This is a genomic window from Streptomyces sp. NPDC005722 (assembly GCF_040630935.1).
GTDB lineage: Bacteria > Actinomycetota > Actinomycetes > Streptomycetales > Streptomycetaceae > Actinacidiphila.
In genome coordinates this window covers 96,287-117,042 of the sequence record NZ_JBEXYN010000026.1, presented here as the reverse complement: position 1 = coordinate 117,042, position 20,756 = coordinate 96,287, and the positions used below count along the sequence as shown (strand labels likewise).

The 20,756-nt window shown below is 70.0% G+C and carries 17 protein-coding genes, 1 tRNA gene and 1 pseudogene; 10 read left to right on the top strand and 9 right to left on the bottom strand.

What is annotated here, in order from left to right:
• A partial coding sequence (locus tag ABZ479_RS26965) for a hypothetical protein (RefSeq protein ID WP_500463942.1) occupies positions 1-819 on the top strand: 819 nt, incomplete at its 5' end.
• A 1,296-nt stretch (positions 820-2,115) separates the two neighbouring features.
• On the opposite strand, the pseudogene ABZ479_RS26960 reads toward ABZ479_RS26965, so the two are convergent.
• Both ABZ479_RS26960 and ABZ479_RS26955 read right to left on the bottom strand, forming a co-directional pair.
• Positions 2,116-2,317, bottom strand: a pseudogene (locus ABZ479_RS26960) (GntR family transcriptional regulator); the annotation flags it as partial.
• 1,351 nt (positions 2,318-3,668) lie between these two features.
• Positions 3,669-3,947 (bottom strand): hypothetical protein, encoded by a 279-nt coding sequence (locus tag ABZ479_RS26955; protein ID WP_500463941.1) that lies wholly within the window; start codon positions 3,945-3,947, stop codon positions 3,669-3,671.
• Between the two features lie 532 nt (positions 3,948-4,479).
• Here ABZ479_RS26955 and ABZ479_RS26950 point away from each other — a divergent pair.
• Positions 4,480-4,980: an NUDIX hydrolase gene (locus ABZ479_RS26950; RefSeq protein ID WP_500463947.1), complete on the top strand. Its 501-nt coding sequence runs from the start codon at positions 4,480-4,482 to the stop codon at positions 4,978-4,980.
• A gap of 394 nt (positions 4,981-5,374) precedes the next feature.
• Here the strand turns inward: ABZ479_RS26950 and ABZ479_RS26945 are convergent.
• A tRNA-Gly gene (locus ABZ479_RS26945) sits at positions 5,375-5,448 on the bottom strand.
• Between the two features lie 503 nt (positions 5,449-5,951).
• On the opposite strand from ABZ479_RS26945, the gene dcd reads away from it, so the two are divergent.
• Positions 5,952-6,527: a dCTP deaminase gene (gene dcd / locus ABZ479_RS26940; protein WP_499599546.1), complete on the top strand. Its 576-nt coding sequence runs from the start codon at positions 5,952-5,954 to the stop codon at positions 6,525-6,527.
• A gap of 4 nt (positions 6,528-6,531) precedes the next feature.
• Positions 6,532-7,044 carry a phosphoribosyltransferase gene (locus ABZ479_RS26935; protein WP_500463940.1) on the top strand — a complete coding sequence of 171 codons (513 nt, stop codon included), beginning with the start codon at positions 6,532-6,534 and terminating at the stop codon, positions 7,042-7,044.
• A 108-nt stretch (positions 7,045-7,152) separates the two neighbouring features.
• Here the strand turns inward: ABZ479_RS26935 and ABZ479_RS26930 are convergent, their stop codons facing one another.
• Positions 7,153-8,013 carry a Yip1 family protein gene (locus ABZ479_RS26930; protein WP_500463939.1) on the bottom strand — a complete coding sequence of 287 codons (861 nt, stop codon included), beginning with the start codon at positions 8,011-8,013 and terminating at the stop codon, positions 7,153-7,155.
• Positions 8,014-8,427: 414 nt separating this feature from the next.
• Between ABZ479_RS26930 and ABZ479_RS26925 the strand changes: the two genes are divergently transcribed.
• Positions 8,428-9,141 carry a thioredoxin domain-containing protein gene (locus ABZ479_RS26925; protein ID WP_500463938.1) on the top strand — a complete coding sequence of 238 codons (714 nt, stop codon included), beginning with the start codon at positions 8,428-8,430 and terminating at the stop codon, positions 9,139-9,141.
• A gap of 120 nt (positions 9,142-9,261) precedes the next feature.
• On the opposite strand, the gene ABZ479_RS26920 is transcribed toward ABZ479_RS26925, so the two are convergent.
• Positions 9,262-11,538, bottom strand: coding sequence for a (Fe-S)-binding protein (locus ABZ479_RS26920; RefSeq protein WP_500463937.1), 2,277 nt, complete (start codon positions 11,536-11,538; stop codon positions 9,262-9,264).
• A 344-nt stretch (positions 11,539-11,882) separates the two neighbouring features.
• On the opposite strand from ABZ479_RS26920, the gene dnaK reads away from it, so the two are divergent.
• From dnaK to ABZ479_RS26900, 4 genes are read left to right on the top strand one after another with little or no spacing between them, the layout of a single operon-like run.
• Positions 11,883-13,727: a molecular chaperone DnaK gene (gene dnaK / locus ABZ479_RS26915; RefSeq protein WP_499599553.1), complete on the top strand. Its 1,845-nt coding sequence runs from the start codon at positions 11,883-11,885 to the stop codon at positions 13,725-13,727.
• Positions 13,724-14,395: a nucleotide exchange factor GrpE gene (gene grpE, locus ABZ479_RS26910; protein WP_500463936.1), complete on the top strand. Its 672-nt coding sequence runs from the start codon at positions 13,724-13,726 to the stop codon at positions 14,393-14,395. The genes dnaK and grpE overlap by 4 nt, the downstream gene beginning before the upstream one ends.
• 33 nt (positions 14,396-14,428) lie before the next feature.
• Positions 14,429-15,610 carry a molecular chaperone DnaJ gene (dnaJ, locus tag ABZ479_RS26905; protein WP_500463935.1) on the top strand — a complete coding sequence of 394 codons (1,182 nt, stop codon included), beginning with the start codon at positions 14,429-14,431 and terminating at the stop codon, positions 15,608-15,610.
• A 4-nt stretch (positions 15,611-15,614) separates the two neighbouring features.
• Complete coding sequence (locus ABZ479_RS26900; RefSeq protein ID WP_361789985.1) at positions 15,615-16,079, top strand: heat shock protein transcriptional repressor HspR; 465 nt, start codon at positions 15,615-15,617, stop codon at positions 16,077-16,079.
• Positions 16,080-16,086: 7 nt separating this feature from the next.
• On the opposite strand, the gene ABZ479_RS26895 is transcribed toward ABZ479_RS26900, so the two are convergent.
• The 3 genes from ABZ479_RS26895 to ABZ479_RS26885 are packed head-to-tail and all read right to left on the bottom strand — an operon-like array spanning position 16,087 to position 19,864.
• The gene (locus tag ABZ479_RS26895) at positions 16,087-16,632 is read right to left on the bottom strand and encodes a PIN domain-containing protein (protein WP_500463934.1); all 546 of its coding nucleotides are present in this window, start codon (positions 16,630-16,632) and stop codon (positions 16,087-16,089) included.
• The gene (locus ABZ479_RS26890) at positions 16,629-17,783 is read right to left on the bottom strand and encodes an ImmA/IrrE family metallo-endopeptidase (protein ID WP_500463933.1); all 1,155 of its coding nucleotides are present in this window, start codon (positions 17,781-17,783) and stop codon (positions 16,629-16,631) included. The genes ABZ479_RS26895 and ABZ479_RS26890 overlap by 4 nt, the downstream gene beginning before the upstream one ends.
• Before the next feature lie 59 nt (positions 17,784-17,842).
• On the bottom strand, positions 17,843-19,864 hold the full coding sequence (locus ABZ479_RS26885) for a PA14 domain-containing protein (RefSeq protein ID WP_500463932.1): 2,022 nt from the start codon (positions 19,862-19,864) through the stop codon (positions 17,843-17,845).
• A gap of 165 nt (positions 19,865-20,029) precedes the next feature.
• On the opposite strand from ABZ479_RS26885, the gene ABZ479_RS26880 reads away from it, so the two are divergent.
• Positions 20,030-20,494, top strand: coding sequence for a hypothetical protein (locus ABZ479_RS26880; RefSeq protein ID WP_500463931.1), 465 nt, complete (start codon positions 20,030-20,032; stop codon positions 20,492-20,494).
• Here the strand turns inward: ABZ479_RS26880 and ABZ479_RS26875 are convergent.
• Complete coding sequence (locus tag ABZ479_RS26875; protein ID WP_500463930.1) at positions 20,452-20,748, bottom strand: NIPSNAP family protein; 297 nt, start codon at positions 20,746-20,748, stop codon at positions 20,452-20,454. The genes ABZ479_RS26880 and ABZ479_RS26875 overlap by 43 nt on opposite strands.
• Between the last annotated feature and the right edge of the window lie 8 nt (positions 20,749-20,756).

Here is a 20,756-nt window from a genome sequence, read left to right as displayed (position 1 = left end):
ATCGACGTCGCCCGGGGCCTGAAGACCGCCGCCGTGCTCGAAGGGCCGCTGCCCGCCAAGCGGGTCGGCCTGGTCGACATGAGCACCGGAAAGGTGGCCCGCTGGATCGACCTCGGCCGTGCGGTGGGCGGTGTGGCCTGGTCGCCGCAGGGCGACAAGCTCGCCGTCACCACCTATGTCGCCGGGAAACCGTCGAAGGACGGGTTCCACGTGGACTCGGCGGACTCGGACATCCCGAGGGACCAGAACCTGCCCCGCCGGTTCTGGGGCATCGAGCGCACCGGCTACTACGTCGTCGACCTGGCGACCGGGGCGTCGGTCTGGCGCAGCAGTCCGTTGCCGGAGACCGCCCGCAACTCACCGCGCTTCTGGCGGATCGGCGACGCCAAGTGGAGCCGTGACGGCCGCCTGATCAAAATGGAGGGCGCCACGAACACCGGACGTCCCCGTTTCTACGACCTCCAGGGTCGTCGGCGTCCCGCCCCGGCGGGCGAGGATCCGGAGTCCCCATCGACCGGTGGCCTGTCACCGAACGGGCGACTGGTCGCCGGTGACGACATCATGGGGAACAAGATCACCGAAATTCTCGACTCCAAGACCGGCTACGTGGTCGCAGCCCAGCCGGTGGACGAACTGGTTGCCTGGGCGGACGACCAGCGCGTCATCGCCTGGCAGAGCGACAGCATCCGCTGCACCCGGTCCCAGTACTGCCAGCGCCTGGTGGTGGTCGACGTCGACGGCGACCACCTGACGCCGCTCACCGCCCTCCGGACACCCAGGCCCGGCCAGGCGTGGGAGCCGGTCTTCACCCATCGGTGACCGCTCGGAAGGGCTGCAGGTCCTCGTTCCGAGGACCTGCAGCCCGGTGCCGCGGCGCTGTGGCCGTGAAGCCCGAAGGGGGCTCCGGGCGGTCGCAGTCGCCGAGCGGGGCCGGCAGCACCCTGGTCGCGCACCCGTCGGTTCCCTCTTCCACCGGCCACGGCAGCGGTCCGCCCACCTGGAGGTGGCGAGGTCGGTGTAGCCGTCGTCGTCGAGGTCGCCCCGGGCGATGTCCCGCCCGGGCGAGGCAAGACCGTGGCGTGACTGGCCCGCGACGGGGGGACTGCCGTAGGTGAGGACGGTGCGGTGGCGGGCGTCGAGGCCGTCCTCGCCGCCGTACATCACCACCAGCGTGGGCTCCTCCCCAGGCGTGCGGATGGCTCGCCCGGGCGCGACGAGGACCACGTCGTTGTACCCGTCGCCGTTGAAGTCGGCGCGGGGCAAGCGGTTGGTCACCCTCGGGCCCGAGGGCGGGGCGTTGTCGAGGGCACGGGCGGTGGCCGTGGCCCGGGGCTTGCCGGACGGCGGTCCCCCGGAGCACGCGGCCAGCCCGGACAGGAGCACCGCCACCACCGTGAGAACCGGGACCACACCACACCTGCGGGACCGCATCACGTCTCGCCTCCGTCCGGTCACCTACGTGCCCGTCCCTGCCGGGGACGGTGATCTACCCGATTGCCGAGCCCCCGGTTTGGTTGTGCGGTCACGCGCCGGGCCGCGCTCTGCGCGGCGGGAGCGCCGTGATGAGGTGGAGAAATCTGTGAGGCAGAGCAATCTGTAACAGCCGTGCCGGCGTGGTGGGGTGCGCCCCTAGCATTTGGGCGTGAGGAAACCAGGATGGATCGTCCTAGGTGTCGCTGCGTCCAGTGCGTTCTGCTGGGGGGTCGCCGGGAGCGTCGACATGGGTCTCGATCGATCGTTCAGGCGCGGGAGCTCCTACTACAACCTTCCAGAGGGCGGGGGTTGGTACGAGTTCGCGTTGTTCGCCGGCTTCATCGCCCTGATGGCCTTCGTATACGAGCTGCCACGCGTACCTGACTGGAAACCGCTCCTCAGCCTGACCCTGGGGTGTGGCGTCGGCGCGGCCTCGGTACTGCTCATGGGCAGGGAGGACAGGCATTGGATCGGCGGTTTCGCACTGGCGCTGGCTGGTGTCGTGATCCCTTTGACAGGTTTGTGGTGGCATCGGACCCGGCGAGTCCGACCGAGAGAAGCCGAGTAGACCTGACGCCGCCGAGCCGTGGTGGCCTGTCTCTCGGTACAAGGTCCGGCCTGCACCCGAAGGACGTGCTCCCGTCAGGCGTCGAAGTCGTATTCGAGGATGCAGGCGGCCGAGTCCGAGGTCATCTCGTTGACCTCGACCGGGCGTCCCTCGTCGGCGAACGCGGTGCGGCAGATCTTCGCGGAAGTGCACCGGCTTGTAACCGAGTTGGGCAAGGCGGGCGTAGGTACCGCCAGGTCCGGTGTCTGCCTGGCCGATGGCCGACCCTGCCATGACACGGCACCTGGCACGGATCTGCCACGAGACGCTTGATCCGGTCTGGACAACAAAGAAGCCCCGGGCTGCTCGCCTGGGGCTTTCTGCTGGAGCGGGTGACGGGAATCGAACCCGCGCTCTGAGCTTGGGAATCACCGGGCTTGGCGGGCGTGAAAGTGGCTCTGATCTGGCCAAACAGGGGACACCCGTAGTCGTGCCGCAGCGTGTAGCGGACTCTGACTGACCGCAGTTATCCGACCGATCGGGCACGCAGCGGGCACGGCCGTCAGACGAGCCGCCAACGCCAGCACCACGGAGCGAGGTCGGCAGCCGGGTACTCCTCCCGGCCGCTGGCCCGCTGCACCAGAAGACGACCCCCATCCGTGGAGACCCGATCTCCTGGCATGAGAAACAAAGGACGTTCGAGGCGGAAAATCCGCTCCGGATCGAACCTCACCTCGTTGAGTAGCAGCATTCTGGGTGCCGCCGCTGGACTGCCGAAGACTCGCATGGCTCCATGGTGCACCGCGCCAGGATCCGCGATCACCTCCTTAGGAGCGGGGTGGGGCGGTCGGCGGCGTCACCTGCGGATTCCCAGACTAGGAAGGAGTGGGCGGCGCTTCCCTCTGCGCCCCGCGATTCCCCCTGACTCCCCGTCCGTTCTGGCACGGATGTGGCACGCGCGTTTCAGGATGGCTGCGCTTCGTCGTTCCAGGCGTAGACCCGAACGGGGTCGAGGTGGAGTTCGCACGGACCCATACAGTCGGCTGCGAGCGTGGCCAGGCGTGAACCGCACGGACAGGCCCGGTTGGGCCCATGGGCGCCAGTTGGCCCGCAGCAGCCGAGGTTGTTGTCCCCTTGGATGAACGGTTGAAGGGTCGGTGCGTCCTCGGGGTGGATGACAACGGTGTTCCGCGGACCAGCCGACATCAGTCGGTGGCTGTCGACCATGAGAAGCCTCCTCCCGGGCGGTTCAAGCTGTTCTTCCGTGCCTGTTGGAAGGAAGGGTGCGCCCCAGGGCAAAGGGTCAATCGCATAGTGACCCTGTGGCACCGTGGAATGATCCAGCCGAGACTTCTCGTCCCGGCCATCGGCTGAGGGAGCTCCCTCCGGAACGCGGGGGAGTGCTACGAGGTCGGGAGTGAGTGCGTCACCGCACTTCGAGCAGTAGAAGATGGTCAAGAGACCAGCCCCTTTCGAAGCGTGGTCATCTTGCTCCCTTCCACGCGTCAGTTCTTCTGGAAGTGGTGCACCGAGCTTCCCGCCTGGGCAGAGTTAACATTCCAGGCTTCTGGCCTGTGCCGATGCCGTGAACGGCTGTCATCGTCTGTCAACGTTGGCTCACCTCGGACGGCCCGAAGACGGCCCAAAGTCAGTTGGACTCGGCTACCTGGTGTTCGTCCTCATCCTCGGCGGAAGCTGCGACCAGGCGCCGTCGAGCTTGCTCCAGGCGACCAACGTAATCCGGCATGAAGTTCTCTGGGAGCGAGGTCTCTAGGGTGCCGGAGATCGCGTACACAGCAGACCAGACAGCCTTGTCTGGCACGATCGCGCTCAGCTTGTCGGACTTCATCATCACTTCGTACAGCCAGTCAGACAGCACGAACGCTTGATCGTGGGTGAGCTTTATGATCACCGGTTCCTCGTCCACCCGGGCACGGTACCTCGCGGCCGGCGCGTAGCGGCTTTGGGCGGGAGCTGCCATGGGGCGAGGGATCGGGGCCCGTACGCTGGCCGCGAATCGGGCTGGCTCCTTGCCTGCCCGCAATAGCCCGATGTGGGCCCCGATCTTCGAGGCTCGCCCCATGGTGGCTGCCTAAAGCATCGGAGCGTCGGCCGCCCCAGCCACCGCGGTTCTGACCTCATGCCCTCGGCCTACCTATGTGGGCGCGCGGCGGCGGACGGCGCGCCAAGCCGGACGTCGGCCGCGCGCCCGGCGGAGCGTGAGCGACGCCGGGTGTCTTGATGAGGTAGAGAAACCTGTAACAGCTTGCCCTCTGGGGGCTACTGTCTGTCTTGGTTGATGGTTGAAGTGCGGCTTCACCTGATGCGTCGGCGCCTGGTCGGGGGACTCTGGTGCTCTCCTCAAGCGAGCGTGCGGATGGAGACTGACGTCCGGCATGTCTGAGGCGCGTGCGGACCTGAAGAACGGTTTGTCGGCTGCTACTGCCATCGTGTGGCTCATGGGTGAACTGGTTGAGCGGGTCGATGAGCATGATCATGTACTGGGCGTTGTGGACAGGGATTCCGCGATCCGACACAAGTGGATGCATCGCATAGCGACGATCGTGTGCCGTGATGCCGGTGGTCGGATACTGGTGCACCGTCGTCCCGATGGCGTCTCGCTGTTTCCTGGGCGGTTCAACTGGATGCTTGGGGGCGCCGTGAACGTTGGCGAGTCGTATGAGGATGCCGCTGCACGGGAGTTGGCCGAGGAGCTCGGGGTCGAGGGCCGCCCTGGGTTCGTGTTCAAGTTCCTTTGTAAGGGCGCAATCAGCCCGTACTGGCTCGGCTTGCATGAGGTCGTTGTGGAGGGGCCCATCCAGCCGGATCCTTCGGAGATCGCCTGGTACGACTGGTGTAGCGAGTCCTACCTGAGCGGCTTTGTCCGTCGGCAGACGTTTGTTCCGGATGCTCGCGAGGCGTTCGACCGTTATCGCGCCCTCACCGATCCGCTCACTTAGGGTGGCTGCTGGTGAATGGCTGGAGCCGTGTGTTCCCGTAGCGCTGAGGACGTGTTGCTTGTTGAGCCCGAGCTTGTACGGGACGGCCTTTAGGTAGACGTGGTGTCGGAGTGACGAGCCGACTCGCTAAGCCGTGTTGGCGCAGTCGTACGTACGCGTTCATCGCGTCGTCCGGCACCGGCTGGCTGATCATGAAGCCCTGCTCCCGGTAGAACAGCACTCGACGCTGGAGCGGCAGAAGCAGATCGCCGCCGCGCTCGATGCCCGAGTGCGGGCTGACCGCGAATCAATCGACGGGCACGACGACGGCTCATCGGGCACGCAACGGGCACGGGAGGGATAAAGAGGTCTGGACAACAAAGAAGCCCCGGGCTGCTCGCCTGGGGCTTTCTGCTGGAGCGGGTGACGGGAATCGAACCCGCGCTCTGAGCTTGGGAAGCTCATGTTCTACCATTAAACTACACCCGCGTAAGACACCTGTTGAGGTATCTGACCTCGCACACTGTACCCCATGCCCGGCCCCGGACGCATACCTCCGGGGCCTTCGTGTTGGCTCCGGAAAGGTGTGCGCGGGGAGGTCTGGGAGGCGTACGGTGAGGGCTGCCCGAGGTGCCGGAGTGGGCGGAGTGCCGCGTGAGGCGGGGGTGGGTTCATCCCCTAATGTGGCTTTCATCGTTGAGGTACCGGGGAGAAGGGCAGCGATGGATCGCACCGTCGTTCGTTGTGCCGAAGGGCACGTGTTCAGCACCGCTACGTTTCCGATGCAGAACCTGGGCGCCGGAAGGCTCGGCCCCGGGCGGTTGATCAGGTGTCCACGGTGTGCGCGGCTGCGGAGCGCCGTCCCCGTGGCCGCCGACATCGGCAAGTAGCGGTCGCGCAGGTCCGGACGCGCAGGTCGGACGTGACGTGGGGGCTCCGGGCCGGGTCGGCTCGATTCGGCCCGGAGCCCCGTCCCCGCGTAACCTGCTTGCGTGCTTCTCTCTGACAAGGACATCCGGACCGAGATCGACAACGGGCGGGTCGGCATCGACCCGTACGACCCGTCGATGGTGCAGCCGTCGAGCATCGACGTCCGGCTGGACCGCTTCTTCCGGGTGTTCGAGAACCACCGCTACCCGCACATCGACCCGGCCGTCGAGCAGCCGGACCTGACGCGGCTGGTGGAGCCGGAGGGGGACGACGCGTTCATCCTCCATCCCGGGGAGTTCGTGCTGGCCTCGACGTACGAGGTGATCTCCCTGCCGGACGACATCGCCTCGCGCCTGGAGGGCAAGTCGAGCCTCGGCCGGCTGGGGCTGCTGACGCACTCGACCGCGGGCTTCATCGACCCCGGTTTCTCCGGCCACGTGACGCTGGAGCTGTCGAACGTGGCCACGCTGCCGATCAAGCTCTGGCCGGGCATGAAGATCGGGCAGCTCTGCCTGTTCCGCCTGACCTCGGCGGCGGAGTTCCCGTACGGCTCGGACAAGTACGGCTCGCGGTACCAGGGGCAGCGGGGGCCGACGCCGTCGCGCTCCTACCTCAACTTCCACCGGACGCAGGTCTGAGCGCATGGCCGGGCCGGCGAGGGAGAACCTGACGTACGAGGCCTTCGGGCAGGCGGTGCGGGACCTGGCGCAGGCGGTCGCCGACGACGGCTTCGAGCCGGACGTGGTGCTGTCCATCGCCCGCGGCGGGGTGTTCGTGGCGGGCGGGCTCGCGTACGCGCTGGACTGCAAGAACATCCACCTGGTGAACGTCGAGTTCTACACCGGGGTGGGGACGACGCTCGAGATGCCGGTGATGCTGGCACCGGTGCCGAACGCGATCGACTTCTCCGACAAGAAGGTCCTGATCGCGGACGACGTCGCCGACACGGGCAAGACGCTCAAGCTCGTCCGGGACTTCTGCGCCGACCACGTCGCGGAGGTGCGCAGCGCGGTGATCTACGAGAAGTCGCAGTCGCTCGTGAAGTGCGACTACGTCTGGCGGCGCACCGACGACTGGATCAACTTCCCCTGGAGCGTGCTGCCGCCGGTGCGCAAGGCGGGGGAGCCCGTCACGCCGTCCAAGGACGCGCTCTGAGTCATGGCACGCGGCTGACGTCCGCAGCCGGTGCCGCGGGCACCGCACCACATATGTAAGGGGCGCCCCTCCAGGAGGGGCGCCCCTTACGCGTGCGTACCGCGGGACTCAGATCACCGGCAGCTTGAAGAGCACCAGCAGCGCGATCAGCTGGATCGACGCCGCGCCCAGGGCCTTGGGCCACGGAAGGTCGTGGGACTTGGAGACCATGGAGGTCAGCAGGGCGGCGCAGCCGATCCAGGTGGCCCAGCCGAGGAACTGGACGAAGCTGTTGGCGCTGCCCAGGAAGACGGCGAAGGCCAGTCGGGGGGCGTCCGTCAGGGAGGTGATGAGCATCGCCATGCCGACGGTGGGCGCCCAGGCGCCGTCGCCGCCGAGCTGGCGGGCGAGCGCGTTGGTGACGGCACCGAGCATCAGGCCGCACAGGATGACGGCGATGGCCGTGCACACCACCCAGGGGACGCTGTTGGAGAGGGTGGCGTCGAGCACGTCCTCGCGGGCGGTGTCGAAGCCGAAGACGGCGAGAAGCCCGTAGAGGAAGGTGACGATGAGGGCGGGGACCCACACCTGGTAGTCGCGCATCTGCCAGAAGGTGGCGGACGGGCGCATGACGACACCGCTCAGCAGCTGCTTCCAGCCGAGCCGGGGGCCGGCCGGGGGCGCCGTGGTGTGGCCCGCGCGGTAGGTGGACACCTGGTCCGGCTGCGGGGACTGCTGCTCGTAGGGGTCGTAGGTGTCGGGCGCGTCGCCGATGGAGAAGGCGCGGGTGTGCCCGGGGTTGTTGTCGTACGAGGGTGCCGGCGCCGCGGAGCCGAAGTACTCGGGCTCACCCTCGGCGGCCGGCGCGAAGCCGTGGTGGGGCTGCTGCTGCCCGCCCGGCGAGGTGTTCTGCTGCGGGTAGCCGCCGTACTGCTGATGCGGGTGCTGCACGTCCCCGTCCCGTCCGCGTCCGTTCCTGAATCCAGCCACGGTTCGAACGTACCCGGTCCCGGGGGCGGAGGACGGTGCCCCCCGCCCCCGGAGGGGGTTTGCTGCCAAGCTGTGACAGATTCCACACCCGTGCGGGCGGCCGGTCGCCCTGGTGGGGAGGCGGGCCGCGGGCGTTCCGTTGCCGCGCTCGGCGCCGAACCGGAGGCTGCCGTCGTGGCCGCTGTCCGTGTCCTCAACGGTGGTGGGGGCTGGGTACGCGGACGGACTGCGGGGGCCGGGCGCGCGGTTGGGCACGGGGGCCCGCGAAGCCCTACCGTTCGGGGCGGAACGGATCCGAAGGGACGGGAAGTGCCGATGGTTGTCAGGGCCGTACGGAATGCCGCGCGCGGGACCGCGCGCACCTCAGCGCGTGCGGCGGCGGCCGCGGCCGCCGCTGGGTTGCTGAGTCTGGCGGTGACCGGGTGCGGGCTGCTGACCACCGACTCCGGTTCCCCGGACGCGCCGGCCGTCGCGAGCTCGCCCGCCGCGCCCTCCTCCGCCGCGGGCGACGTGCCTCTCCAGCCGGACCCCGCGGTGCTGGCGGCGCTGCCCGCGCGGCTGGAGGCGGACGGGACGACGATCACGGTGGGCGACCCGGCGGCGCCGAAGACCGTCCACGTCTACGAGGACCCGCGCTGCCCGATCTGCAAGGCGTTCGAGGCGGCCGCCGGGCCGCAGCTGGCGGCACTGGCGAAGTCCGGTGACGTGAAGGTGCAGTACACCCTGGCCTCGTTCCTGGACGGGAACCTCAAGGGCAGCGGTTCGAAGCGGGCCGCGGGCGCCCTGCGCGCGTCCGTGGAGGCGGGCCCGGGCGCCTTCGCGACCTACCACGAGCTGCTCTACGCCAACCAGCCGCAGGAGCAGGTGGACGGGTTCACGGACGCGTACCTGCTGGAACTCGCCGGCAAGGTGAAGGGCCTGCGCGGGGCGGCCTTCGACTCGGCGGTGCGGGAGCAGTCGTACGCGGACTTCGTGGCCGCCTCCGAGGAGGCCTTCGTCAAGAGCGGCGCCACGGGCACGCCGTACGTGAAGATCGACGGCACGGCGGTGTCCCAGGCGGACCTGCAGAAGCTGTTCGACCCCGTCTCCTTCGCGGCGCTGCTGCGGCAGTCCGGCATCGGCGGCTGAGGGCGCCGGGAGCCGCACGGAACGCCGGTGGGCGCGTACGGGATCCGTACGCGCCCACCGGCGTTCGGGCGTCCGTCCGCGGCCGGTCCGGGCGGGGGCGCCCGGACCGCACCGGGCGGGCTACTTCGCGGGCTCCGGCTGCGGCTCGGTGGCCGCCTCCGGCTCGCCGTCGGGGTCGAGCGGGGTCTTGACCGAGTCCAGCAGCAGCTGGGAGACGTCGACGACCTGCAGCGTCTCCTTGGCCTTGCCCTCGTTCTTCCTGCCGTTGACGGAGTCGGAGAGCATCACCAGGCAGAACGGGCAGGCGGTGGAGACGATGTCCGGGTTCAGGGACAGCGCCTCGTCCACGCGCTCGTTGTTGATGCGCTTGCCGATCCGCTCCTCCATCCACATGCGTGCGCCGCCGGCGCCGCAGCAGAAGCCGCGCTCCTTGTGGCGGTGCATCTCCTCGTTCCGCAGACCCGGCACCTTGGCGATGATCTCGCGCGGCGGCGTGTAGACCTTGTTGTGGCGGCCCAGGTAGCAGGGGTCGTGGTAGGTGATGATGCCCTCGACCGGGGTGACGGGGACGAGCTTGCCCTCGTCGACCAGGTGCTGCAGCAGCTGGGTGTGGTGGATGACCTCGTACTCGCCGCCGAGCTGCGGGTACTCGTTCGCCAGGGTGTTGAAGCAGTGCGGGCAGGTGGCGACGATCTTCTTCTGCGCCTTGGGCTTGCGGGTCGACTCGGCTCCGTCCTCGGCGGAGTCCTCGCCGAAGGCCATGTTCAGCATGGCGACGTTCTCGGCGCCGAGCTGCTGGAACAGGAACTCGTTGCCCAGGCGGCGGGCGGAGTCACCGGTGCAGTTCTCCTCGCCGCCCATGATCGCGAACTTGACGCCCGCGATGTTCAGCAGCTCGGCGAAGGCCTTGGTGGTCTTCTTGGCGCGGTCCTCCAGGGAGCCGGCGCAGCCGACCCAGTAGAGGTACTCGACCTCGGTGAGGTCCTCGATGTCCTCGCCCACGACGGGGACCTCGAAGTCGACCTCCTTGACCCACGCCAGGCGCTGCTTCTTGGGCAGGCCCCAGGGGTTGCCCTTCTTCTCGAGGTTCTTGAGCATCGTGCCCGCCTCGGACGGGAACGCGGACTCGATCATCACCTGGTACCGGCGCATGTCGACGATGTGGTCGATGTGCTCGATGTCCACCGGGCACTGCTCGACGCAGGCGCCGCAGGTGGTGCAGGACCACAGGACGTCCGGGTCGATGACGCCGTTCTCCTCGGCGGTGCCGATCAGCGGGCGCTCGGCCTCGGCGAGGGCCGCGGCGGGGACCCCGGCGAGCTGCTCCTCGGAGGCCTTCTCCTCGCCCTCCACGCTCTTGCCGCCGCCCGCGAGCAGGTAGGGCGCCTTGGCGTGCGCGTGGTCGCGCAGCGACATGATCAGCAGCTTGGGGGAGAGCGGCTTGCCGGTGTTCCAGGCGGGGCACTGCGACTGGCAGCGGCCGCACTCGGTGCAGGTGGAGAAGTCGAGGATGCCCTTCCAGGAGAACTGCTCCACCTGGCTGACGCCGAAGACGTCGTCCTCGCCCGGGTCCTCGAAGTCGATCGGCTTGCCGCCGGAGGCCATCGGCAGCAGGGCGCCGAGCGCCACGGCGCCTTCGGCGTTCCGCTTGAACCAGATGTTCGGGAAGGCCAGGAAGCGGTGCCAGGCGACGCCCATGTCGGTCCTGAGGCCGACCGTGATCATCCAGATGAAGGAGGTCCCGATCTTGATCATCGCGGTCAGGTAGACCAGGTTCTGCAGCGTGCCGACGCCCAGCCCCCTGAAGGCCGCGACCAGCGGGTACGAGGCGAAGTAGGCGGCCTCGTAGCCGTGCACCTCCGCGAGGGCGCCCTCCAGGCCGCGCAGCGTCATGATGGCGAGGCCGATGATGAGGATGACGGACTCGACGAAGTAGGCCTGGCCGGTGTTGGAGCCCGCGAAGCGGGACTTGCGGCCGGCCCGGCCCGGCCGGGACAGCTGGCGGATCGTGATCAGGGTGAGGATGCCGAGCGTGGTCATCAGGCCGATGAACTCGACGAACACCTCGTACGGCAGCCAGTGGCCGATGACCGGCAGCGCCCAGTCGGCGACGAACAGCTGGCCGAAGGCGTTCACCAGGGTGAGGACGAGCGAGAAGAAGCCGATGGCGACGAACCAGTGGGCGACGCCGACCACGCCCCAGCGGTTCATGCGGGTGTGGCCGAGGAACTCCCGGACGACCGTGACGGTGCGTGCGCGCCAGTCGTCCGTGCGGGTGCCCGCGGGGACGTCCTGGCCGAGTCGTACGAACCGGTAGATCTGGGCGATGGCGCGGCTGAACAGCGCAACGCCGACCACGGCGAGTACCAGCGACACGATGATCGCGGCGAGTTGCATTTCGGGGCTCCTCGGACCTGCGAGAGCGGAGGCTCGGGGCTGATGCCCGGCTGAATACTAAGCAGTAACTTATTCGGTTCTCCTGAGACTACCCAGTATCGGCGTACGTGCGCAGCCGCGCCGCCGGTGATCTGTGTCGCTGAGGGGCGCCTTCCCCGGGCGTCCCGCGGCCCCGGGGGGCGCCCCGAGGGTCGGGCGCCGCCGTGGTCGCTCGCCGTGGCCGCCCGTGCGCGGAGGGGTGGCGCATAAGTTGAGTCGCCACGACTCAGGTCTGTTGACAGAGTGGGAGCTGTGCGGCACCCTTGAGCCAGTTCCACTCAAGTAGGCAGCTGGAGGAATCCACCATGGCACGTGCGGTCGGCATCGACCTGGGCACGACTAACTCCGTCGTCAGCGTTCTCGAAGGCGGCGAGCCCACCGTCATCACCAACGCCGAGGGTGCCAGGACCACGCCGTCCGTCGTCGCCTTCGCCAAGAACGGCGAGGTGCTCGTCGGCGAGGTCGCCAAGCGCCAGGCCGTCACCAACGTCGACAGGACCGTCCGGTCGGTCAAGCGCCACATGGGCACCGACTGGAAGATCAACCTGGACGGCAAGGACTTCAACCCGCAGCAGATGAGCGCCTTCATCCTGCAGAAGCTGAAGCGTGACGCCGAGGCCTACCTGGGCGAGAAGGTGACCGACGCGGTCATCACCGTCCCGGCGTACTTCAACGACTCGGAGCGCCAGGCCACCAAGGAGGCCGGCGAGATCGCGGGCCTGAACGTCCTGCGCATCGTCAACGAGCCCACGGCCGCCGCCCTGGCGTACGGCCTGGACAAGGACGACCAGACCATCCTCGTCTTCGACCTCGGCGGCGGCACCTTCGACGTCTCGCTGCTGGAGATCGGCGACGGCGTCGTCGAGGTGAAGGCCACCAACGGCGACAACCACCTCGGTGGTGACGACTGGGACCAGCGCATCGTCGACTACCTGGTGAAGCAGTTCGCCTCGGGTCACGGCGTGGACCTGTCCAAGGACAAGATGGCGCTGCAGCGTCTGCGCGAGGCCGCCGAGAAGGCGAAGATCGAGCTGTCCTCGTCCACCGAGACCTCGATCAACCTGCCCTACATCACGGCGTCCGCCGAGGGCCCGCTGCACCTGGACGAGAAGCTCACCCGCGCCCAGTTCCAGCAGCTCTCCTCGGACCTGCTGGAGCGCTGCAAGATCCCGTTCCACAACGTGATCAAGGACGCGGGCATCCAGCTCTCCGAGATCGACCACGTCGTCCTCGTCGGCGGTTCGACCCGCATGCCGGCCGTCGCCGAGCTCGTCAAGGAGCTGACCGGCGGTCAGGACGCGAACAAGGGCGTCAACCCGGACGAGGTCGTCGCCATCGGCGCCGCGCTCCAGGCCGGTGTCCTCAAGGGCGAGGTCAAGGACGTCCTGCTCCTCGACGTCACCCCGCTGTCCCTCGGCATCGAGACCAAGGGCGGCATCATGACCAAGCTGATCGAGCGCAACACCACGATCCCGACCAAGCGTTCGGAGATCTTCACCACGGCCGAGGACAACCAGCCGTCGGTGCAGATCCAGGTCTACCAGGGTGAGCGCGAGATCGCGGCGTACAACAAGAAGCTCGGCATGTTCGAGCTGACGGGCCTGCCGCCGGCCCCGCGCGGCATCCCGCAGATCGAGGTCGCCTTCGACATCGACGCCAACGGCATCATGCACGTCTCCGCCAAGGACCTCGGTACCGGCAAGGAGCAGCGCATGACCGTCACCGGTGGCTCCGCGCTGCCGAAGGACGACATCGACCGCATGATGCGCGAGGCCGAGCAGTACGCGGACGAGGACCACAAGCGCCGCGAGTCCGCTGAGACCCGCAACCAGGCCGAGGGGCTCGTCTACCAGACCGAGAAGTTCCTCAAGGACAACGAGGACAAGGTCCCCGGTGACGTCAAGACCGAGGTCGAGGCGGCCGTCGAGGACCTCAAGGAGAAGCTGAAGGGCGAGGACTCCGCCGCCATCCGCGAGGCCACCGAGAAGGTCGCCGCCACCTCGCAGAAGCTGGGCCAGGCGCTGTACGCCAACGCCCAGGCCGAGGGCGGCGCGGCCGGTGCCGCCGGTGCCGCGGGCGGGGCCCAGGCCGACGACGACGTCGTCGACGCCGAGATCGTCGACGAGGACAAGAAGGACGGTGCCGCGTGACGGAGGAGACCCCGGGCTTCGAAGAGGAGCCTGTCGTCCCCTCTGCCGAGGCCGGTTCCACCTCGCCGGGGGAGTCCCCCGGCGAGGCGGGGCCCGGCGCCGGGTCCGCCGACCAGGCGGGCCCGGCGGCCCCGGCCGGGGACGCGAACACAGGTATCGCTCTGCAGGCGCAGCTGGACCAGGTGCGTACGGCGCTCGGTGAGCGCACGGCGGACCTCCAGCGGCTCCAGGCGGAGTACCAGAACTACCGCCGCCGGGTGGAGCGGGACCGGATCGCGGTCCGCGAGATCGCGATCGCGAACCTGCTCACCGAGCTGCTCCCGGTGCTCGACGACATCGGCCGGGCCCGGGACCACAAGGAGCTGGTCGGCGGGTTCAAGTCGGTCGGCGAGTCCCTGGAGACGGTCGCGGCCAAGTTGGGCCTGCAGCAGTTCGGCAAGGAGGGCGAGCCCTTCGACCCGCTGGTGCACGAGGCCCTGATGCACAGTTACTCGCCGGACGTCACTCAGACGACCTGCGTGCAGATCCTGCAGCCCGGGTATCGCATCGGTGAACGCACCATCCGCCCCGCGCGGGTGGCCGTCGCCGAGCCCCAGCCGGGCTCGCAGGGCACGCAGAAGGACGACGACACGGCGGACGAGGAGAACGGTGGCCCGGAGCAGGGCTGACGTGGGTGGCGGACGGAAGGAGGGACGCCGGGGATGAGCATCAGCAGGGACCTGTTCGAGAAGGACCTCTACAAGGTCCTCGGCGTCCCGAAGGACGCCACCGAGGCGGAGATCAAGAAGGCGTACCGGAAGCTCGCCCGCGAGTTCCACCCGGACGCCAACAAGGGCGACGCCAAGGCCGAGGAGCGCTTCAAGGAGATCTCCGAGGCCAATGACGTCCTGTCGGACCCCAAGCGCCGCAAGGAGTACGACGAGGGCCGCGCCCTCTTCGGCAACGGCGGTTTCCGCCCCGGCCCGGCCGGCGCGGGCGGGTTCGGCTTCGACCTCGGTGACCTCTTCGGCGGTGGCCCCGGCGGCACCGCCCCCCAGGGCGGCGGCTTCGGCGGCGGCCTGGGCGACGTGTTCGGCGGGCTGTTCAACCGCGGTGCGGGAGGCACGACCCGTACGCAGCCGCGGCGCGGCCAGGACATCGAGACCGAGGTGACGCTCAAGTTCACCGAGGCCGTCGACGGCGCCACGGTGCCGCTCAAGATGACCAGCCAGGCCCCCTGCAAGGCCTGCTCCGGCACCGGTGACAAGAACGGCACGCCCCGGGTGTGCCCGACCTGCGTCGGCACCGGCCAGGTCTCGCGCGGCGGCAGCGGCAGCTTCTCGCTCACCGACCCGTGCACGGACTGCAAGGGCCGCGGCCTGATCGCGCAGGACCCCTGCGAGGTCTGCGGCGGCAGCGGCCGGGCCCGGTCGGCGCGCACCATGCAGGTGCGCATCCCGGCCGGCGTCACCGACGGGCAGCGCATCCGGCTCCGCGGCAAGGGCGCGCCGGGCGAGCGCGGCGGCCCGGGCGGCGACCTGTACGTCACCGTGCACGTCGACGCGCACCCGGTGTTCGGGCGCAAGGCCGACAACCTCACCGTCACCGTGCCCGTCACCTTCGTGGAGGCGGCGCTGGGCGGGGAGATCAAGGTCCCGACGCTCGGCGGTCCCCCCGTGACCCTGAAGCTGCCCCCGGGGACGCCCAACGGGCGCACGCTGCGGGCCCGCGGCAAGGGCGCGGTCCGCAAGGACGGCACCCGCGGGGACCTGCTGGTCTCGATCGAGGTCGCCGTTCCGGCGGCCACCGAGGGCAAGGCGCTGGACGCCTTGGAGGCGTACCGGGAGGCGACCGCGGACACCGACCCGCGGGAAGAGCTGTTCAAGGCCGCGAAGGGAGTCTGAGCCGATGAACACGAGCGGCGGCATGCGTGGCGGACGGGGCCGCAACCCGTACGAGCTGACCGACGAATCACCCGTCTACGTCATCTCGGTGGCGGCCCAGCTCTCCGGGCTGCACCCCCAGACGCTGCGCCAGTACGACCGCCTCGGCCTGGTCTCGCCCGACCGCACGGCCGGGCGCGGCCGTCGTTATTCGGCTCGTGACATCGAACTCCTGCGCGAGGTCCAGCGGCTCTCCCAGGACGAGGGCATCAACCTGGCCGGCATCAAGCGCATCATCGAACTGGAGAACCAGGTGGCGGCCCTGCAGTCGCGGGTCGCCGAGCTCTCCGCGGCCCTCGAGGGCGCGGCGGCGGCCATGCAGCAGCGCGAGGCCGCCGTCCACGCCTCCTACCGGCGTGACCTGGTGCCCTACCAGGACGTCCAGCAGACCTCCGCGCTGGTGGTGTGGCGGCCCAAGCGCCCGGAATGAGCCGGGTCTAGGCCCCCGTCAGGTCCTCGGGACCCCGCGGGACGCGGTGCAGACGGCGCCCGGAGGCGACCATCGCCTCCAGCAGCCGGTGGCCCTCCGCCGCGGGGACGAGCCCCTCGGCGCAGGCCTGACGCATCAGGTCGAAGGTCTCCTTGGTGGTGATCCCGCGCCGCCGCGCGAAGTCGCGGGCCGAGCGGTCGTCGGTGATCCAGACCGAGCCCCGGAACTCGCGCCGCCGGGTGATCAGCACACAGGTCTCGGCCTCGCCGAGGTGCTTGGTCGGCAGGTGGGACGAGCCGCCGAAGACCGCCCGGCGCAGCCGGTCCACCTCCCGCAGTTCGGCGCCCTCGGTGATCTCCACGGGCTCGCCGAGCCACCCGGCCTCCGCCAGCCCGGCCAGCCGCGGCAGGAAGCGCGCGGAGCGGGCGGCCTCCCAGGCCACGGCCTGGGTCCAGCGTCCGCGGCCGTCCAGCACCTTCTCCAGCAGGAGCAGCCGGTCGACGGCGGCGAAGTTGCACAGCACGGTGTTGTCGGGGAACCACCACGTGGTCATGGCTGGAAGACCAGGTCCCCTTCTTCCGCGTCCTGGTGCTCGACGCCGTTGCCCGGCGGCGGTTCGGGCGCGAGGAGTCCGTGCAGCCGCTCCACGTCGGTGTCCAGCAGCGCGGCCAGCGGGCGCAGGGTCGTATCCCCCGCCAGGTAGGCCTTGTACAACTCCGAGGCGACACGGGGCGGGAAGCGTTCCGCCGAGGCCCGCGAGGCCTGCTTCTGGTACGCGTCGCCGGCGCCCGCGAGCAGGTGGCAGGACTCCGTGGTGAGGGCGCGCAGCTGCTTGCGGCGTACGGCGTCGACCAGGCCGAGTTGGTGCAGCCGCGCGGCGAGCGCGCTCGGTGACACGCGGAAGCGGACGACCAGCCGCTCGAAGGACGGGTCCGTCAGCTCGCCCTCCGCGGCGGCGGCCTCGGTCAACTCCCGCGCGGGCATCAGCAGGTGCGAGGCGAAGACGTTGGCCCGCACCTCGGCCAGGTCCTTCTGCCGGCCCGGGGCGACACGGGACTCGACCACGACACTGCGGGCGTCCCTGGCGAGGATGTGGCAGAGCTCGTGGGCCAGGGTGAAGCGCTGCCGCGTCCACAGGTCGGTGGGCGCGAGGAGGACGAGGCGGAAGGAGTCGGCCTGCCACGCGAGTCCGTCCACACCCTGGGGAAGACCGGTGATGGCGACGTCCACCCCGAAGAGGTCCTCCATCGCCGCGATCAGCTCGTCCGTGGCCAGCTCCGCGGCCGGCAGCCGCTCCAGCACCTGCCCGGCCAGCCGCTCGCCCTGCGCCGCGTACCGTTCCGCCGCCGCGTCCACCTCCGGCACGGCGGGCAGCTCCCTCGCGCGGCCGAGCAGCTCCAGCACCTCGTAGGCGCCGGCGAACCGCGCCGCGACCTCCTGCGCCCCGGCGGGGTCGGCGGCGTCGCCCCGGGTGCGGGCGGCGAGCGCGGGGCGCAGCGGCTCGTTGCCGGTCAGCAGCCAGTCCACGGTCGTGCCGCCCGCCTCCGCGATCAGCGCCAGGTCGAGCGAGGTGAGGCGGCGCACGCCGCTCAGGGACTTCGACAGCTTGTCGGGCGTGAGCCCTACCGTCCGGGCGAACGCGGCCTTGGTCATCGCGGCCGCGTCCATCACGGTGCGTACACGTTCGATGACATGCGGGTCCATGGAAAAAGGGTAGGCGGGACTTGCGATAATCGCAAGGCCCGCCCGATGGTGTTGAGGTGCTACGGCAGCAGGATGACGTGGTCGCCGCCCGGCTGCGACTCCGTGCCGTCCGCGTAGAGCGCGGTCACCCGGTAGAAGTGGGTGGTACCGCGGGTGGCGGTGGTGTCGGTCCAGGAGGTGCCGGTCACGGCCTCCGCGGTGAGCGCCTGGTACTCGCCGGCCTCCCGGTTCCAGCGCTCGACGCGGTAACCGACGGCCGCCGTCACGGGCTCCCACGACAGATCGACCCCGCCGTCCGTGGCCTTGGCCTGCACGGTGACGGGCGAGTCGTCCGGGGTGGCGACGGACGGGGTGAGGTCGAGTTCGGTGAAGGTCACCACATCGGCCTCATGGGTGGACTTGAAGCGGGAGTTGCCCCACGTGTCCACGACGTCGACGAAGTAGCAGGCCGTTTCGCCGTCGGGCAGCCGGGCGCCGAGGTACTCGGTGGCGTCCGGTTCCAGCTCGGTCGACTCGACGCCGTAGCAGACCGGCTCCTCCAGGTCCTCGAGCAGTTCACCGCGGTAGACGATGTACCGCGCCAGGTCCGGCTCGGTGTTGGGGTTCCAGTCGAGCCGCACCCCGTACTCGGTCGCCTCGGCGGTGAGTCCGGTGACCGCGGCCGGGGGTTCCTCGTCGCCGGGGACGGTGAAGGTCACCTCGTTGGAGGGGAGCGAAGCGACGCCGTCGGCGGTCTGGGTGACGGCGTAGTGGTACGTCACGCCGCGGTGCAGGAACATGCCGTTGTCGGTACAGCTGTACCGGGCCGGGTCCGAGCCGAGGTTGCCCTCGTTTTTGACCGTGCAGCCGACGGGGGTCGCGGTGGCCGGGTTCACCGGCGAGGTGGTCGAGCGGTACACCGTGTACGTTCCGACGGCCTGCGCCCTGGGGAGGCTCCACGTCAACTCGACGCCGAGGAGGTCCTTGAGGGGCGTCGCCGCCACGTCACGGGGTGTGTCCGGCCGGATCACCAGCGGGGCGGCGCTCGCGTTCGCCGACCTGGCGGAAGCGTTGCCCGCGGCGTCCTGCGCCGTGACGGCGTAGACGTACGTCGTCTTGGCGGCTGCCGTGGTGTCCGTGTACGACGCGGTCGTCGGCGTGGCGATCTGCGTCCACGGGCCCGCCGCCGACGTCGACCGGTGGACCCGGTACTGCTTGGCGTCCGATACCGCGTTCCAGGTCAGGGCGTAGCCCTTGCCGTCGGCGGTCACCGCGGCCTGCAGGCCGGTCGGCACGGACGGGGCCTGCTCGTCGATCGAGGTGACCGTCACCGCGGACGACATCGCGGAGGCGTTGCCGGCCTTGTCGACGGAGGTGACCGCGTACCCGTACTTCGCGCCCGTGGCGGACGGCAGGTCGCGGAAGGACGTCGAGGTCACGAGCGCGGTGCCGCCGATCCGGGCCCAGGCGCCGGTGCCGGTGCGCCGGTAGACCCGGTACCCGGCGAGGTCCATCTCCGCGCCCTTGGTCCACGCGAGGACGAACGCGTGCCCGCTGGCCGGGGCCTTCAGCCCGGTCGGCGTCAACGGCTTGGTCTTGTCCACCGACGCCGACGTGCGGGGCGCGTACGTGAACTTGACGTTGGCGCTGCCCTTGAACGCGGCGAAGTCGACGCGGAGGCTGTGCCTGCCCTTGGGGATCGTGAGGTTGAGCGTCTTGGTCCGGGTGGTGGAGACGTCCTTCCACAGGTCGATCTTGCGGCTGCCGTCGAGGTAGACGCGGATGCCGTCGCGGGCGGCGGCGGTGAACGTGAAGGGGCCGCCGGAGCCGAAGTCCCGGGTGAGGTTCCAGCGGACGCCGAAGTTGTCCTTCGGCAAGGTGACGCCGGCGGGGTCGCCGGTGCCGTAGTTCTCGTTGATCGAGGTGTCGCAGGCGGTCTTCTTCGGAGTGCCCTTGAAGGTGGTGTTGCCGTAGTACGACGCGACCCACACCCCGGTGGAGCAGGTGGTGGCCGCGTGTGCGGCGCCGGCCGGCAGGGCGAGGCCCGCGGCGGTCGTGGCGAACGCGAGCGCGATGGCGCGGGCGCGTGTGGACGTGGTCAAAGATCCCTCCCTGGGGAGGAGCTTGACAGGCGTCGAACGGTTGTGCCAAGTCGTCGCGGGACCCCGTGATCATGCTGTGCCGTTCGCGGGCCGCGGCCCCGCCGAAGGGGTGGTCCGCGGGGGCGGGGCGGGCGTGTGGGGCGCGTGGTGGGGAAGGCGGTCCGTATGTCGCACAGGGGCGTCGGAGCCGGGATCGTGGTGGGGCTGGCCGTGGGAATGGTGGCCGGCGCGGTGCCGCTCGGGACGAACTGGGGCGCGGAGGGCCTGGACGTGGGGCTGGCGACCGTGGCGATGTGGGCCGGGCTGCGGCTGGCCGCGCGGCGCGAGGGGCCGTGGTGGATCGCCGGGCTGATGGCGCTGGCCCTGGTCAGCGTGGGCGTGGCGGCGTACGGGGACGTGGACGTGCCGCGGTACGCGGGGCTGGTCCCGGTCCCCGTGGTGGCGGCGCTGCTCGTGGTGGGCGGCGCCGGGTCGGTGTGGGCCCGGCGCCGGGAGATGGGCGTGGCGGGTGCGGCGGCCGGGGCGGGCGCCCTGGTGGCGGCCGTGTGGCTGCCGGTGTGGGTGGCGGCCGCGGTGTGGGCGGCGGCTCAGGCGGGTTCGACGTCGCGGACCTCGCTGCCGACGAGGTAGTCCTCGGGCTGCAGTGGCATCCGCTCGCGTTCGGGGCTGTTCCAGTAGCGGGCGTTGGCGGCGGCGAAGCCGTCCTCACCGTCGTAGGCGATCAGCCAGACGAACTGGCCGCGCTCGCGGTCCACCCAGGCCAGGCCGATCTCGAAGCCGTGGGCGCGGCGCAGCGGCACGATCTCCGTGTGCCACAGGCGGAGCCAGGCGTCGAGCATCTCCGGCTTGATGGTGTAGGTCCGCAGTTGGGTGGTCCTGGGCAATCCGGGGC